Annotated in this window: 14 protein-coding genes; 7 read left to right on the top strand and 7 right to left on the bottom strand. The window is 66.2% G+C overall.

Annotated features, from left to right (window positions below; genetic code table 11):
- The first annotated feature begins 2 nt into the window (after positions 1-2).
- A complete protein-coding gene (locus FOC84_RS14405; protein WP_173144996.1) occupies positions 3-1,055 on the top strand; it encodes an Ldh family oxidoreductase in 1,053 nt (350 codons plus the stop codon).
- A gap of 932 nt (positions 1,056-1,987) precedes the next feature.
- Here the strand turns inward: FOC84_RS14405 and rodA are convergent.
- From rodA to FOC84_RS14380, 5 genes are all read right to left on the bottom strand, one after another.
- Entirely contained in the window at positions 1,988-3,124 is a 1,137-nt protein-coding gene (rodA, locus tag FOC84_RS14400) for a rod shape-determining protein RodA (RefSeq protein ID WP_173144995.1), read from the bottom strand.
- Positions 3,124-5,049 (bottom strand): penicillin-binding protein 2, encoded by a 1,926-nt coding sequence (gene mrdA / locus FOC84_RS14395; RefSeq protein WP_173144994.1) that lies wholly within the window; start codon positions 5,047-5,049, stop codon positions 3,124-3,126. The genes rodA and mrdA overlap by 1 nt, the downstream gene beginning before the upstream one ends.
- A 15-nt stretch (positions 5,050-5,064) precedes the next feature.
- Positions 5,065-5,631, bottom strand: a complete 567-nt coding sequence (gene mreD / locus FOC84_RS14390) for a rod shape-determining protein MreD (protein WP_173144993.1) — start codon at positions 5,629-5,631, stop codon at positions 5,065-5,067.
- Positions 5,618-6,502: a rod shape-determining protein MreC gene (gene mreC / locus FOC84_RS14385; RefSeq protein ID WP_173144992.1), complete on the bottom strand. Its 885-nt coding sequence runs from the start codon at positions 6,500-6,502 to the stop codon at positions 5,618-5,620. Before mreC ends, mreD begins: the two co-directional genes overlap by 14 nt.
- Positions 6,503-6,586: 84 nt before the next feature.
- The gene (locus tag FOC84_RS14380) at positions 6,587-7,630 is read right to left on the bottom strand and encodes a rod shape-determining protein (protein WP_173144991.1); all 1,044 of its coding nucleotides are present in this window, start codon (positions 7,628-7,630) and stop codon (positions 6,587-6,589) included.
- A gap of 227 nt (positions 7,631-7,857) precedes the next feature.
- Between FOC84_RS14380 and gatC the strand changes: the two genes are divergently transcribed.
- From gatC to FOC84_RS14355, 5 genes are all read left to right on the top strand, one after another.
- Complete coding sequence (gene gatC / locus FOC84_RS14375) at positions 7,858-8,166, top strand: Asp-tRNA(Asn)/Glu-tRNA(Gln) amidotransferase subunit GatC (protein ID WP_173150155.1); 309 nt, start codon at positions 7,858-7,860, stop codon at positions 8,164-8,166.
- Between the two features lie 3 nt (positions 8,167-8,169).
- Positions 8,170-9,705, top strand: a complete 1,536-nt coding sequence (gene gatA, locus FOC84_RS14370) for an Asp-tRNA(Asn)/Glu-tRNA(Gln) amidotransferase subunit GatA (RefSeq protein ID WP_173144990.1) — start codon at positions 8,170-8,172, stop codon at positions 9,703-9,705.
- Between the two features lie 4 nt (positions 9,706-9,709).
- On the top strand, positions 9,710-11,167 hold the full coding sequence (gatB, locus tag FOC84_RS14365; protein ID WP_173144989.1) for an Asp-tRNA(Asn)/Glu-tRNA(Gln) amidotransferase subunit GatB: 1,458 nt from the start codon (positions 9,710-9,712) through the stop codon (positions 11,165-11,167).
- Positions 11,168-11,297: 130 nt separating this feature from the next.
- A complete protein-coding gene (locus FOC84_RS14360) occupies positions 11,298-11,543 on the top strand; it encodes a type II toxin-antitoxin system Phd/YefM family antitoxin (protein WP_173144988.1) in 246 nt (81 codons plus the stop codon).
- Positions 11,540-12,007 (top strand): type II toxin-antitoxin system VapC family toxin, encoded by a 468-nt coding sequence (locus tag FOC84_RS14355; RefSeq protein WP_173144987.1) that lies wholly within the window; start codon positions 11,540-11,542, stop codon positions 12,005-12,007. Before FOC84_RS14360 ends, FOC84_RS14355 begins: the two co-directional genes overlap by 4 nt.
- 42 nt (positions 12,008-12,049) lie before the next feature.
- Here the strand turns inward: FOC84_RS14355 and pyrE are convergent, their stop codons facing one another.
- A complete protein-coding gene (gene pyrE / locus FOC84_RS14350; protein WP_173144986.1) occupies positions 12,050-12,733 on the bottom strand; it encodes an orotate phosphoribosyltransferase in 684 nt (227 codons plus the stop codon).
- A gap of 132 nt (positions 12,734-12,865) precedes the next feature.
- Here pyrE and FOC84_RS14345 point away from each other — a divergent pair, with 132 nt between their 5' ends.
- On the top strand, positions 12,866-13,654 hold the full coding sequence (locus FOC84_RS14345; protein WP_173144985.1) for an exodeoxyribonuclease III: 789 nt from the start codon (positions 12,866-12,868) through the stop codon (positions 13,652-13,654).
- Here the strand turns inward: FOC84_RS14345 and FOC84_RS14340 are convergent.
- The gene (locus FOC84_RS14340) at positions 13,651-14,568 is read right to left on the bottom strand and encodes a LysR substrate-binding domain-containing protein (protein WP_173144984.1); all 918 of its coding nucleotides are present in this window, start codon (positions 14,566-14,568) and stop codon (positions 13,651-13,653) included. The two genes, FOC84_RS14345 and FOC84_RS14340, sit on opposite strands and share 4 nt — an antisense overlap.
- Between the last annotated feature and the right edge of the window lie 93 nt (positions 14,569-14,661).

Here is a 14,661-nt window from a genome sequence, read left to right as displayed (position 1 = left end):
TCATGAAAATTTCGATCGCCCAAGCCAATGAATACGGCCGCCGCGTGCTGACGGCCCAGGGCGTGCCCGAGGACATCGCCCGCGACGTGGCCGAGCACCTGGTCGAGTCCGACCGGGTGGGCTACACCAGCCATGGCCTGTCCATCCTGACCAACTACCGGCGCGTGCTGTCCGAGGGCCTGGCCCAGGCCGACGGCCGGCCCGAACTGATCAACGATCGCGGCGCGATGCTGGCCTACGACGGCCACCACGGGCTGGGCCAGTATGTCGGCAAGGTCGTTATCGAGAAGGCCATCGAGCGCACCCAGGAGCACGGCCAGTGCATCCTGACCCTGCGCCACAGCCATCACCTGGGCCGCATGGGCCACTACGGGGAACTGGTGGCGGCCAAGGGCCTGATCCTGCTGGCCTTCACCAACGTGATCAACCGCTCGCCGACCGTGGCGCCTTTCGGCGGCGCGCAGGCGTGCCTGACCACCAACCCGCTGTGCTTCGCCGGCCCGCTGCCCGGCGGCCGTCCGCCGTTCCTGGTGGACATGGCCACCAGCTCGATCGCCGTCAACAAGGCGCGGGTGCTGGCCGCCAAGGGCGAGGAAGCCCCCCCGGGCTCGCTGATCGACGCCCAGGGCAACCCGACCACCGATCCCAACGCGCTGTTCACCGACCCGCCCGGCGCCCTGCTGCCGTTCGGCGGCCACAAGGGCTACGCGCTGGGCCTGGTGGCCGAGCTGCTGGCCGGCGTGCTGTCCGGCGGCGGCACGATCCAGCCGCAACATCCGCGCACTGGCGTAGCGACGAACAATATGTTCGCGCTGCTGCTGGATCCGCAGGTGGACTTCAATACTGACTGGCGGTCGATGGAGGTGGGCGCGTTCATCGACTACCTGCACGCCTGCAAGCCGCAACCGGGCGTCGAAGGCGTGCAGTATCCGGGCGAGTACGAAGCCCGCAACCGCGCGCTGAACGAGGATACGCTGACGTTTGATAGCCGGATCTGGGACGGTTTGACCAAGCTGGCCGTCGACCTTGGGGTGCCTGAGGCGTTGCCTTCTTGAGGTTCTGCTTGCTGACGGGCGTCGTAGGTTCTTAAGACGCCCGTCGCGTCGGTGACCCGCCATGCGCGGGGCAACGATTGCGGTCCGGAGCGTTCGCTCCGGACTGCCCCTTCGTCATCTTCGTCACCGCCTTCGGCGGTTCCTTCAGATTCCCTCGGGCTTATCGACGCCCCGCGCATGGCGGGCCACCGACGCGACGGGCTCGTTTAGCTGCAATCTGACGTCGGCTGGGGCGAATCGTGTGCTTGGCGTTCTGGCAACGGGTGGGGGTATGGCGAGGATCTTGCGGGGCTCGCCTCGGGCCGGCCGCGCGGGCGGCCTTCCGAGGCTTCCGCGGTGCCTTGCGGTTGAGGATGGCGCTGCGCGCGCGTGAGGCACCCGTCAGCATTTAACACCTCGAGGGCCGCTGCTCATGACTGAATGTCACCAGGCCGTTGATCATCGCCGACGCTAAGCCACGGTGCCGGATGGGGGGCGCGCGCGAGAAAGTCTTCAAGCGCAAACCGCTGCGTGCCGCGCGCCACCCATCACCGCCCCACCCACAGACGGCGATGACATCAGCAAACGACTGTCCGCATTCGCGACAGCGAACACCATCAAAATTCCAAAAATCACGTATGTCATTTCCGGCCGCCCGCGCGGCCGGAAATGACGGGCAGCAAAAGACTCGCCACCGTCCACGGCCCTAGCAGCGCACCAAGCCAAGACGGCGGCAGCCCGTCGCCGCGGGCGGCGTGGCGGCTCGCAACCTCGATGCGCCCGAGGGAATCTGAAGGGAAGGCCGTAGGCCTGGACGAAGATGACGACGGGGAAGTCCGGAGCGAACGCTCCGGACCGCAATCGTGGGCGCGAGCCGCCACGCCGCCCGCGACGACGGGCGACCTACGAAGAAGACCGAGCCTGCCCCAAGAATGCCCAGCAAACGGTCAAGATCAAGTCTTAGCCGACCGATGCCGACTAATACTCATCATGATCCCAAACGCAATCCCCATGGTGAACAAAGCCGTCCCCCCATAGCTCATGAACGGCAACGGCACCCCCACCACAGGCAGGATCCCCGTCACCATCCCCACGTTCACGAATACATAGATGAACAGCATCATCGTCAGCGCCCCGACAAGCAGCCTGCCGAACTGCGAAGACGCCCGCGACGCGATCGTCAATCCGCGCGCCATCATCAGCCCATACAGCACCAGGATCGCAATCCCGCCGTACAACCCGAACTCCTCGGCATACACCGCGAAGATGAAGTCGGTGGTGCGCTCGGGGATGAAGTCCAGGTGGGTCTGCGTGCCCTTCATGTAGCCCTTGCCGTACATCCCGCCCGAGCCCACCGCGATCATCGACTGGATCGTATGGAAGCCCTTGCCCAAGGGATCGGAACTGGGATTCAGCAGTGTGCACACCCGGTGCTTCTGGTAGTCATGCAGCACCACCCAGTCCACCTCGGGCTCGCAGAGCTGGTCTTCGTAATAGACCAGTGTGCCGATGCCGATGATGCCAGCCAGCATGACCGGCACCAGCAGCTTGAACGATAGGCCCGCGAAGTAGATCACGAAGAAGCCGGCGCCGAACACCAGCAGCGCCGTGCCCAGGTCAGGCTGCAGCACGATCAAGCCGAAGGGCGCGGCCAGCATGGCGGCGGCGGCCAGGAAGTCGCGGATGCGGACCGCGCCCTCGTGGCGCTGGAAGTACCAGGCCAGCATCATGGGCACGCCGATCTTCATCATCTCGGAGGGCTGGATGCGGGTCACGCCCAGGTTCAGCCAGCGGGTCGCGCCCTTGCTGGTTTCGCCGAAGAACTCCACGCCCAGCAGCAGCACCACCCCCACCACGTAAAACGGCAAGGCCAGCTTCATCAGCCACTTGGGCGGAATCAAGGCCATGATCCACATCGCGAAAAAAGCGATGATGAAATTACGCGACTGTTCGGCAAAGCGCCAGTCGGTGCCGCCCACCGCGGAATGCATGACCGTCATGCCGAGCGCGGCGAACATCAACAGGATCGCCAGCAGCGGCCAATCGAAGGCCGTGAACACGCGTAGCAGAATGAGGCCCAGGCGTTTCATTATTGGCGCACCACGTCGGAAGCGATTTCTTCGACCGAGGCCAGGGGGTCGGCGCGCTCGGGCCGCACGATCTTGTCCTGGCGGTCCTTGGCCAGCCAATAGTCGAACACCTTGCGCGCGACCGGCGCGGCGACGCTGGCGCCCCAGCCGGCGTTCTCGACGATCAGCGCGACCGCGATGCGGGGATGCTCAAGCGGCGCGAAGCCCATGAACAGGGCATGGTCGCGCAGGCGCTCGTCGATGGCGCTGGCGCGGTAGTGGCCGCCGCGCAGGCTGAACACCTGCGCGGTGCCGGTCTTGCCGGCCGCCTGGTAAGGCGTGTTGGCGAACGCGCGCCGCGCCGTACCGGCACGCACCACGTCCGCCATGGCGCTCTTGATCACGTCCACGTTGGCCTGCTTGAGGGGAATGCGGTAGTCGGGCGCGGACTCGGTCGGCTTGGCCACGCCGGTGCGCGGATCGCGCACCGCGTGCACCAGGTGCGGACGGCGGTACAGGCCGTTGTTGGCCAGCGTGGAGGTGCCTTGCGCCAGTTGCAGCAGCGTGAAGGCGTTATAGCCCTGACCCACCGCCACGGAAATGGTTTCGCCCGCGTACCAGCGCTGGCGGTCCTTGTCCTTGTAGGCCGAGCGCTTCCAGTCGGTCGAGGGCAGCACGCCGCGTTTTTCGCCTTCCAGGTCGATGCCGGTGATCTGGCCGAAGCCGAACTGCTTGGTGAAATCGTGCAGCGCGTTCACGCCGATCTCGGGGCCCAGCGAATAGAAGTAGGTGTCGGACGACACGACAATGGCCTTGTGCATGTCCGTCATGCCGTAGGCGGCACCGCCTGCGTTGCGGAACTTCTGGCCGCCGAATTCGTAGTAGCCGGGGTCGGAGATGCGGTCGGTGGCGCGGCGCTTGCCCAGTTCGAGCGCAGCCAGGGCCACGAAAGGCTTGTAGGTCGAACCGATGGGATAGGTGCCGTACAGTGGCCGGTTGATCAGCGGATGGTCCGGCGATTCGTTCAGCATGCGCCAGTTGTCCACGTCGATGCCGTCCACGAACAGGTTCGGGTCGAACGAAGGCTGCGAGACGAAGGCCAGCACCTCGCCCGTGTCGGGGTCGATGGCGACCAGCGCGCCGCGCTGACCCTCGAACGCCTGTTCGGCCACTTTCTGCAGGCCCATGTCGATCGACAGCATGATGTCGGAGCCGGGCACCGGATCAATGCGGCGCAGCGTGCGCATGGGCCGCCCGCCCGCGGTGACTTCGACTTCTTCCAGGCCGGTGCGGCCGTGCAGCTGCTCTTCCCAGGTTTTCTCGATGCCCTTCTTGCCTATGACCTCGGTGCCGCGGTAGTTGCCCAACTGGCCGGCGCGCTCCAGTTCTTCGTTGTCGCCTTCGGCGATGCGGCCGATATAGCCGACCACATGGCCCGCCGATGCGCCCTGCGGGTACTCGCGCACCCAGCGCGCGCGCAGCTCCACGCCCGGGAACTGAAAGGAATGCGCGGCAAACCACGCGGCCTCGGTTTCGTTGAGATTGTTGCGCAGCTGCAGGCTGGCGTAGCGGCTGGACTCGGCGGCGCGGCGCTTGAAGCGGCGTTGGTCGGCCGGGCTGATGTACACGACTTCGGTCAGGCGTTCGAACAGCTGGCTCAGGTTGCCGGCATGGGCGGGCACGACCTCCAGCGTATAGGTGCGGTAGTTGCGCGCCAGCACTTCGCCGTTGCGGTCCAGGATCTCGCCGCGCCGCGGCGGGATGGGCACGACCGCGATGCGGTTGCGGTCGGCGCGCTCGGACAGGCCTTCGTAGCGGTCGACCTGGAGATACCAGAACCGCCCGATCAGCACGCCGAAGCAGGCCAGCGCGAACAGCCCGCCCACCCAGGCGCGCAGGCGGAAACGCTGCTTCTGCTGCTGGCCGGTTTTCTTGAATTCAAACATGACGCTGCGCCGCCGTCAGGCGGAGGAAGACTCGGCGTCGTCGACACCGCGCTGCGGCAAGTGCAAGACCCAGCCCGCCAGCGGCCAGAGGGCGGCGGTCAGGAGCACGCTCACGCCCCAGTCCCAACCCGGCCACTTGCCGGCCAGCCACGCATGGATGATCTGGGTCACGAAGCGGGCGATGAAGAACACAGGCAGCATGTGCATCGCCTGGCTCCAGAGATCGAACCGCTGCAGCCGCCGATGCAGCACCACGGCGCCGTAGGCGACGAGCGTGTAGGACAGCGCGTGCTCGCCCAGCAGGCCGGCGTCATGCACATCCATCAGCAAGCCGAAGAAGAACGCGGTGAACAGGCCTACCCGGCGCGGCTCGTGCACGCACCAGAAGGCGATGATCAGCAGCAGCACGTCGGGTGCGCCCTGCCACAAGCGCCAGGGCAACAGGGACACCAGCCACGCCAGCAGCACCGTACCCCAAACGAACACGCCGTGCGCCGGGCCGGACAGGCGGTCGGGCTGCACATTGCTGGGGGTGCCCAGGCGGCGCCTGGCCTGCCCCGAAGATTGATTAGTCCGATCCACCGGAATCGACCTCCTGACGGTTGGACTCGGCACGCTCCACATCCACCTGCAAAACCAGGAAGTGGCGATAGCGTTCGGGATGAGCCAGCGGTTCGCAGACGGCGCGCGCGAAGCCGGAGGCGGTATCGCGTTCGACCGAGGTCACCTTGGCCACGGGCAAACCGGCCGGGAACAGGCCGCCGACGCCGCTGGTGACGATAGTATCGCCTTCCTTGATGTCGGCATTGGCTGCAAGGTAACGGACTTCCATTTTGCCTGGCGAATTGCCGCCGAACGCGATCAGGCGCAAGCCGTTGCGCAGCAACTGTACGGGAATGGATACCTGTTCGTCGGTGACCAGCGCGGCCTCGGCGGTCATCGGCGTAACACGCACGATCTGCCCGACCACGCCGCCTTCGTCGATCACCGGCATGCCTGGCGCCAGGCCGGCCTTGCTGCCCTTGTTGAACACCAGGCGCTGCGTGAACGCGTTGGTGGGTTCGTACATGACCTCGACCACCACGGCAGATTGCGCCACGGTGTCGGTCACGCCGAGCAGGCGGCGCAACTGCGCGTTCTCCGCGGCCAATTGGGCGCCGTGCGAGGTCACCTGGGCCAGTTCGATGCGCTGACGCTGCAGAGCTTCGTTTTCGCTACGGATGAGGTTGGCGGCGTTGACCCATTCGTTCACCTGTTGGACCAGGTCGCGCGGCGCCATGACGGCGCGCTGGAACGGATAGAGCGCCACGGATATCGCCTTGCGCGCCGGTTCCAGCATGCGCCATTGCGAATCCATGACAATCAGGGCCAAAGCAAGAATGACCAGAACGACCAGCCGCACCTCCGCAGGTGGGCCGCGCCTGAATAGGGGAGGAGTCCCTTGTCGTTGCATGAATCTCAGCCCGGACGCCCGCGCCCGCCGCTCCGGCAGCGGCCGGAGCCGTGAAAAAGAGGGGCTCCGGGCTGGCGGGCAAAATTAGTCGTTGATGAAGATGGCGCCCAGTTTCTCAAGGTGTTCCAGCGCCTCGCCACAACCGCGCACGACGCAGGTCAGGGGATCGTCGGCCACCACAACGGGCAGGCCAGTCTCTTCCTGCAACAGACGGTCCAGGTCACGCAGCAGCGCGCCACCGCCGGTCAGGGCGATGCCCTTGTCGGTGATGTCGGCACCCAGTTCGGGCGGCGTCTGTTCCAGCGCGATCTTCACGGCGGAGACAATCTGGTTCAGCGGATCCGTCAGCGATTCCAGGATCTCGTTGGACGAGACCGTGAAGCTGCGCGGCACGCCTTCGGCCAGATTGCGGCCCTTGACCTCGATCTCGCGGACTTCGGATCCCGGGAACGCCGAGCCGATTTCCTTCTTGATCAGTTCGGCGGTGGGTTCGCCGATCAGCATGCCGTAGTTGCGGCGGATGTAGTTGACGATGGCCTCGTCGAACTTGTCGCCGCCGACGCGCACCGAGCCCTTGTAGACCATGCCGCCCAGCGAAATGACCGCTACTTCGGTGGTGCCGCCGCCAATGTCGACCACCATGGAGCCGCTGGCGTCGGAGACGGCCAGGCCGGCGCCGATGGCCGCAGCCATGGGTTCTTCGATCAGGAAGACATGGGACGCGCCCGCGCCCAAGGCCGATTCACGGATGGCGCGGCGTTCGACCTGGGTGGAGCCGCAGGGCACGCAGACGATGATGCGCGGACTGGGCGCCAGCATGTTGCGGGGGTGCACCATGCGGATAAACTGCTTTAGCATCTGCTCGGTGACCGTGAAGTCGGCGATGACGCCGTCCTTCATGGGCCGGATGGCCTCTATATTGCCGGGAACTCGGCCAAGCATCTGCTTGGCTTCGCGGCCGACGGCCTGGATGATCTTCTTGCCGTGAGGCCCGCCTTCATGACGGATTGCGACCACGGAGGGTTCATCGAGCACGATGCCCTTGCCGCGGACGTAGATCAGTGTATTGGCGGTACCGAGATCGATCGCCATATCACTGGAAAAATAACTGCGCAGGAATCCGAACATGGGAGCTCAGCTAAATTCTGGGGGGAATGAGGTACATGCCGCGGGGCGTAGGGCCCGTAAAACAACGGGTCCGCCTGTCATCACGGCGATTAAACCGTGAATCATAACTTATAATTTCCCCGGAAATAGCGCATAAATGCAGGCTATTCAAGCTTTGTAACGGGTTTGGCATATGCATACTGCCCCGTCCCGCCCTTCGGCCTTCGCTTATCGATTTGCAATCCCCCATGGCGCTCAATGACACAGATGTGGCCCGCATTGCCCGGCTGGCCAGAATCGAACTGACCCCCGACCAGCGCACCCTCGCGCAGGCCGAACTCAACGGCATCCTTCACCTGATCGAACGGCTCCAGTCCGTCGACACCCAGGGGGTCGAACCCCTGGCCCACCCGCTGTCCGCCCACGAGGATATCGTGCTGCGCCTGCGGCAAGATGCCGTGACCGAACCCAGCTCGGAGGCCCGCCGGCAGGAACTGCTGGCCAACGCTCCCGATGCCCAGGAAGGCCTGTTCCTGGTTCCCAAGGTCCTGGATTAAGTCATGTCGAAACCCGCTCTGCACACCCAATTCAAGGGGATCGCCGCCCTGCGCGCGGCCCTTGCGCAACGCCAGATCAGCGCCGTCGAGCTCGCCCAAAGCGCCTTGACGGCCGCCGAAGCGGCCAGCAGCCTGAATTGCTTTTTACATATTGACGCCGAATTAACGCTGGCCCAGGCTCGCGCGGCCGACGCCGCGCTGGCTTCCGGCTCGGCCGGCCCGCTGGCCGGCATCCCGATCGCCCACAAGGACGCCTTCGTCACCCGCGGCTGGCGCACCACCGCCGGCAGCAAGATGCTCGAGGGCTACGTCAGCCCGTTCGACGCCACCGTCGTCGAACGCCTGGGCGAGGCCGGCGCCGTATCGCTCGGCAAACTGAACTGCGACGAATTCGCCATGGGTTCCGGCAACGAGAACTCCGCCTATGGCGCGGTGAAGAACCCCTGGGACCACGCCGCCGTGCCCGGCGGCTCCTCGGGCGGTTCGGCCGCCGCCGTGGCCGCCCGCCTGGTGGCCGCCGCCACCGGCACCGACACCGGCGGCTCGGTGCGCCAGCCCGCCGCCCTGTGCGGCGTCAGCGGCATCAAGCCCACCTACGGCACCGTGTCCCGCTACGGCATGGTGGCCTTCGGCTCCAGCCTGGACCAGGCCGGCCCGCTGGCCGAAAGCGCCCGCGACCTGCTCGAGCTGCTGGACGTCATCAGCGGCTTCGACCCGCGCGACGCCACCAGCCTGGAAAAATGCGATGCCGCCACGAACGCGCCCGGCCGCGTGCGGCGCGACTTCGAGGCCGCCCAAGGCCGCTTCGACGCCGCCGGCAGCCAGCCGCTAAAGGGCCTGCGCATCGGCGTGCCCGCCGAGTACTTCGGCGCCGGCCTGGCGCCCGACGTGGCCGCCGCGGTCGAAGCCGCGCTGGCCCAGTTCGAGGCGCTGGGCGCCGTGCGCGTGCCGGTGTCGCTGCCGCGCACCGAGCTGGCCATCCCCGCCTACTACGTCATCGCCCCCGCCGAAGCGTCCAGCAACCTGGCGCGCTACGACGGCGTGCGCTACGGCCATCGCGCCGCCCAGTACGGCGACCTGAACGAAATGATCAGCCGCTCGCGCGCCGAAGGCTTCGGCGACGAGGTCAAGCGCCGCATCCTGATCGGCACCTACGTGCTGTCCCACGGCTACTACGACGCCTATTACCTGCAGGCGCAGCGCCTGCGCCGGATGATCGCGCAGGACTTCCAGCGCGCCTATGCCGACCAGTGCGACGTGATCATGGGCCCGGTGACGCCCACCGTGGCCAAGAACATCGGCGACAACCGCGACGATCCCACGGCCGACTGGCTGGCCGACGTCTATACGCTGGGCGTGAGCCTGGCCGGACTGCCCGCCATGTCCATCCCCTGCGGCTTCGGCGGCGCGGGCGGAAACCGCCCGGTAGGCCTCCAGATCATCGGCAACTACTTCGACGAAGGCCGCCTGCTGGCCATCGCCGACCGCTACCAACAAGTGACGGACTGGCACACGCGTGCCCCGGTCCAGCAAGGCTGAAAAAATGAACTGGGAAATCGTCATCGGCCTGGAAACGCACACCCAGCTTTCCACGGACTCCAAGATTTTTTCGGGCAGCAGCACCCAATTCGGCGCCGCGCCCAACACCCACGCCAACGTGGTCGACCTGGCGCTGCCGGGCAGCCTGCCGGTCATGAACCGCGGCGCCGCCGAACGCGCCATCCGCTTCGGCCTGGCCGTGGGCGCCACCATCGCGCCGCGCTCGGTGTTCGCGCGCAAGAACTACTTCTACCCCGATCTGCCCAAGGGCTACCAGATCAGCCAGTACGAGCTGCCGGTGGTAGTGGGCGGCTCGCTGTCGTTCTTCGTGGGCGAGGAAGAGAAAACCGTCAACCTGACGCGCGCCCACCTGGAAGAAGACGCGGGCAAGTCCCTGCACGACGACTTCAACCTGGCCAACGGCGCCCCCGCCAGCGGCATCGACCTGAACCGCGCCGGCACGCCGCTCCTGGAAATCGTGACGGAACCGGAAATGCGTTCGGCCGCCGAGGCCGTGTCCTACGCCCGCGCCCTGCACAGCCTGGTCGTATGGCTGGGCATCTGCGACGGCAACATGCAGGAAGGCTCGTTCCGCTGCGACGCCAACGTGTCCGTGCGTCCCGTGGGCCAGAAGGAATTCGGCACCCGCACCGAAATCAAGAACGTCAATTCGTTCCGCTTCCTGGAACGCGCCATCGTCTATGAAGCGCGGCGCCAGATCGAGCTGATCGAGGACGGCGGCACGGTGGTCCAGGAAACCCGCCTGTACGACGCCGACCGCGACGAGACGCGCAGCATGCGCAGCAAGGAAGACGCGCACGACTACCGCTACTTCCCCGACCCCGACCTGCCCACGCTGGTGATCTCCAGCGCCTGGGTCGACGAGGTCCGCGCCGCCATGCCCGAACTGCCGGCCGCCCAGCGCGCCCGCTTCGAATCCGAGTACGGCCTGACCGCCTACGACGCCGCCCAGCTGACTGTCAGCCGCGACCTGGCCGCCTACTTCGAGGCCGTGGCCCACGCGCTACCGGCCGGCCAGGCCAAGCTGGCCGCCAACTGGGTCATGGGCGAAGTCTCCGCCGCCCTGAACAAGGACGAGAAGAGCATCTCCGACTCGCCGGTCCAGGCGCCGGCGCTGGCCGCGCTGATCGGCCGCATCATCGACGGCACCATCTCCAACAAGATCGCCCGCGAAGTCTTCGGCGCCATGTGGGCCGGCGAGAACGGCGGCCAGGCCGACGCCATCATCGATGCGCGCGGCCTCAAGCAGATCAGCGACACCGGCGCCATCGGCGCCATGATCGACGAGGTGCTGGCCGCCAACCCGGCCATCGTGGAAGAGTACCGGGCCGGCAAGCAGAAGGCGTTCAACTCGCTGGTGGGCCAGATCATGAAGGCCGGCCGCGGCAAGGCCAACCCGCAGCAGGTGAACGATTTGCTGAAGCAGAAGCTGGATAGCTGATCCGGTGCCGGGCGCGCGCCGCAATGGCCGCGCTCAGGCAGTATCAGACAAAACGAAGGGCCGCGGCATCTTGCCGCGGCCCTTCGTTTATCCAAGAATGATCTGGTCGATTTTGACTGGAGGCTTGGACATGAATTACCTCGAAATCAGCACCAGCGACCTGCTGCATCGGTTTTCCGACCACCTGCAAGCGGTCCGCGAGGGACAGCATTTCATCATTTCACTGGACGGCGTGTTCTGCGCCAGACTGACCCCAGTCCTGCCCACGACGTCGCTGGACGCGCATGATGCGCTTGAGGCGATGAAATGCTTCGCGTCAGCGCCGGCCGTCCCGCACGAAGTCATCCGTTCCTGGATCGAAGAAGGCCGGGAATGAATCCAATCCGCTTGATACTGGACGCATCGCTCGCCCTGGCCTGGCTGATTGGCCGCGCCGACGCGCGCGAATCACTGCTGGCCCGGCATCTGCTGGAAGTCGCCCACGGGTCTAAAAACACGGTGCCACTCATCTGGCACACCGAAGTCGCGAACGGCACGTTGCGCGCCGAACGCAGCCAACGCGTGTCGGCGGGCCAGCTGTTCTCGTTCAACCAGCTTATCGAACGGCTGCCCATCTTCCCGGATCCCGCTGGCCCGTCCTCCGGCATTGCCCGCAGCTATCAGCTGGCCCGCACGCACGGTTTGACCGTCTACGACGCCAGCTACCTGGAACTGGCCCAGAGGCACAACGCGTATCTGGCCACCTTTGATCGCAAGCTGGCGGATGCCGCCCGGGCCAGCGGCGTCGCCGTCTTCGGTCAACCTCATGGCATTGCCGAGCCGGCGGCAAGCTACGGCTAAAAGGGCGGCGCCGAGCCGCCCTGCTCCCTACGCTACGGGGGTTTACTTCACCCCGTACTTGGTCCGATACGCCAGCACCGCGTCGCGATGCTCGGCAAACGACGCGTCGTCCTGCAGCAAGGCCAGAATGTCCGACAGCGAGGCAATCGCCACCACCGGAATACCGTAGGTCTTGGCCACGTCCTGCACGGCGGAATGCGCCGACAGGGCGTCGTCCGGGCCCGCACGTTCCATGCGGTCCATGGCGATCAGCACGGCAGCCGGCTCGGCGCCCGCGGCGCGGATGATCTCCACCGATTCGCGCACCGACGTGCCTGCGGTGATCACGTCGTCAATGATGACGACCTTGCCCTTGAGCGGCGCGCCCACCAGGGTGCCGCCCTCGCCGTGATCCTTGGCTTCCTTGCGGTTGTACGCGAAAGGCACGTCGCCGCCCTGCATGCCCGGGTGGCCGGCCAGCGCGATGGCGGTCGCCGTGCCCAGCGGGATGCCCTTATAGGCCGGGCCGAACAGCATGTCGAATTTCACGCCCGAATCCAACAGGGCCTGGGCATAGAACTGCGCCAGCTTGCCAACCGAGCGTCCGCTGTTGAACAGTCCGGCGTTGAAGAAATAGGGACTGATACGGCCGGATTTGACCTTGAAGCTGCCGAAGCGCAGCACGCCTTCGTTCAAGGCGAAACGGACGAAATCAAGGGCGGTGGCGGAGGAATTGGCGGCGGGCATGCGTAAGAGTCCGGTGGATGGCAAACGCAGGCATTTTATCCGCTGTCGGGGCTATTCCCGGGCGGCTGCGCCGAGTCGGTTAAATTCCTGGCATTGCCCCGGCCCTCGCGGCCGCTCAACAGGAGTTTCGCTTTGCTGCGCATCACGTCGATCAATCTCAACGGCATCCGGTCCGCCTTCCGCAAGGGCCTGCAACCTTGGATGGAAAAGCATGCCGCCGACGTCCTGTGCCTGCAGGAAATCAAGGTATCCCACGACGACCTGACCGACGACCTGCGCCACCCTCCGGGCTACACCGGCCACTTCCACCATGCCGTGAAGAAGGGCTATAGCGGCGTCGGCATCTACCTGCGCGACGCGGCCGAGCGCGTCAACATCGGCCTGGGCTGCGAGGAATTCGACCCCGAAGGCCGCATCATCCGCGCCGACTGGAAGAACCTGTCGGTCATCAGCGCCTACCTGCCCTCGGGCTCCAGCGGCGACGAGCGCCAGCAGGCCAAGTACCGCTTCCTGGACCGCTTCGGCCCCTGGATCGACGCCCTGATGCACGAACACAAGACCACCGGCCGCGAGTTCATCATCTGCGGTGACTGGAACATCGCCCACAAGGAAATCGACCTGAAGAACTGGAAGGGCAACCTGAAGAATTCGGGCTTCCTGCCCGAAGAGCGTGCCTGGCTGACCGACGTATTCGACAAGCGTGGCTTCGTCGACGTGTTCCGCACCATCGACGACCGCCCGGACCAGTACACCTGGTGGAGCAACCGCGGCCAGGCCTGGGCCAAGAACGTGGGGTGGCGCATCGACTACCAGATCGCGACGCCAGGCATCGCCGCCCGCGCCCGCAACGTGGCCATCTACAAGGACGAGCGTTTTTCGGACCACGCGCCCCTGACGATCGACTACGACGCCACGCTCTAGGCAGCGTCCGCCGGTCCGCCCGTCACGTCACGTAGCGACGCGGCGGCCTCCCGGCGCAACCATTCCAGAAAAGCCCCCGCCCGCGGATCTTCCGAGCAGGGCCGGGGCGACAGCAGGAAATAGGCCGAGCCATCGCGGCCAAAGCCGAGAGGCGCCTCAAGCCGGCGATCCCTCACGGCATCGCACACCATCAGCGCCGAGCCTATCGCCACACCCAGTCCGGCAGCGGCCGCCTGCAAGCTCAGATAGAAATGCTCGTAGGCCGGCCCGGCGTGGCGAGGGGGCTTCGCACCCGCCGCCCGCGACCATTGCCGCCAGGCTTGCGGCCGCGTCGCGCTGCTGAGCGCCGCGGCACCGCCCCAATCTTCCGCCGCCGGGTTTGCACCGGCACCGCCGACCAGGCCTGGCCGGCACACCGGCCCGGTCCATTCCTCGCACACCCGCTCGGCATGCAGGGCGGCATCCCAATCGAAGTCGTTGCGGCGCAATGCCACGTCCACGCCCTGGGCCGCGAAATCCACCGGCCCGCCCGCCGCATACAAGTGCACCTGCACGCCGGGGTGGGCGCGCTGGAACGCCGGCAACCGCGGAATCAGCCACATCATGGCGATGGTGGGCTCGCAGGACAGCACCAGCGGCGCGTCCGCCGCCGGCTGACGCAGCTTGGCCAAGCCCGCCGTCAACTGCTCGAACAGGGCGCGGGTCACCTCGAACAGCTGCCTGCCCGCATCAGTCAGAAAAACAGCCCGATTTCGGCGTTCGAACAAAGCCAGGCCTAGGGCCTCCTCCAGCAGCCGGACCTGCCGGCTGACGGCGCCATGCGTCACATGCAGCTCTTCGGCCGCCTTGCCGAAGGCCTGATGGCGGGCAGCGGCATCGAAAACCCGCAAAGTGTTGAGCGGTGGCAGCTTCATGGTGAAAGGTGAATTTTTCTCACGGATATCCGGCATTAGAAATCGTTTTTCCGGCACGCGCCAGCGTCCCACAATGCTGGCTCCGCTTCCCAA

This window comes from Achromobacter pestifer (assembly GCF_013267355.1).
Lineage (GTDB): Bacteria > Pseudomonadota > Gammaproteobacteria > Burkholderiales > Burkholderiaceae_B > Achromobacter > Achromobacter pestifer_A.
This window is presented reverse-complemented; position numbering and strand designations above follow the sequence as displayed.

Coding starts and splice junctions, on each gene's coding strand:
- FOC84_RS14405 (WP_173144996.1), top strand. CDS start 3: ATGAAAATTTCGATCGCCCAAGCCAATGAATACGGCCGCCGCGTGCTG.
- rodA (WP_173144995.1), bottom strand. CDS start 3,124: ATGAAACGCCTGGGCCTCATTCTGCTACGCGTGTTCACGGCCTTCGAT.
- mrdA (WP_173144994.1), bottom strand. CDS start 5,049: ATGTTTGAATTCAAGAAAACCGGCCAGCAGCAGAAGCAGCGTTTCCGC.
- mreC (WP_173144992.1), bottom strand. CDS start 6,502: ATGCAACGACAAGGGACTCCTCCCCTATTCAGGCGCGGCCCACCTGCG.
- FOC84_RS14380 (WP_173144991.1), bottom strand. CDS start 7,630: ATGTTCGGATTCCTGCGCAGTTATTTTTCCAGTGATATGGCGATCGAT.
- gatC (WP_173150155.1), top strand. CDS start 7,858: ATGGCGCTCAATGACACAGATGTGGCCCGCATTGCCCGGCTGGCCAGA.
- gatA (WP_173144990.1), top strand. CDS start 8,170: ATGTCGAAACCCGCTCTGCACACCCAATTCAAGGGGATCGCCGCCCTG.
- gatB (WP_173144989.1), top strand. CDS start 9,710: ATGAACTGGGAAATCGTCATCGGCCTGGAAACGCACACCCAGCTTTCC.
- FOC84_RS14360 (WP_173144988.1), top strand. CDS start 11,298: ATGAATTACCTCGAAATCAGCACCAGCGACCTGCTGCATCGGTTTTCC.
- FOC84_RS14355 (WP_173144987.1), top strand. CDS start 11,540: ATGAATCCAATCCGCTTGATACTGGACGCATCGCTCGCCCTGGCCTGG.
- pyrE (WP_173144986.1), bottom strand. CDS start 12,733: ATGCCCGCCGCCAATTCCTCCGCCACCGCCCTTGATTTCGTCCGTTTC.
- FOC84_RS14340 (WP_173144984.1), bottom strand. CDS start 14,568: ATGAAGCTGCCACCGCTCAACACTTTGCGGGTTTTCGATGCCGCTGCC.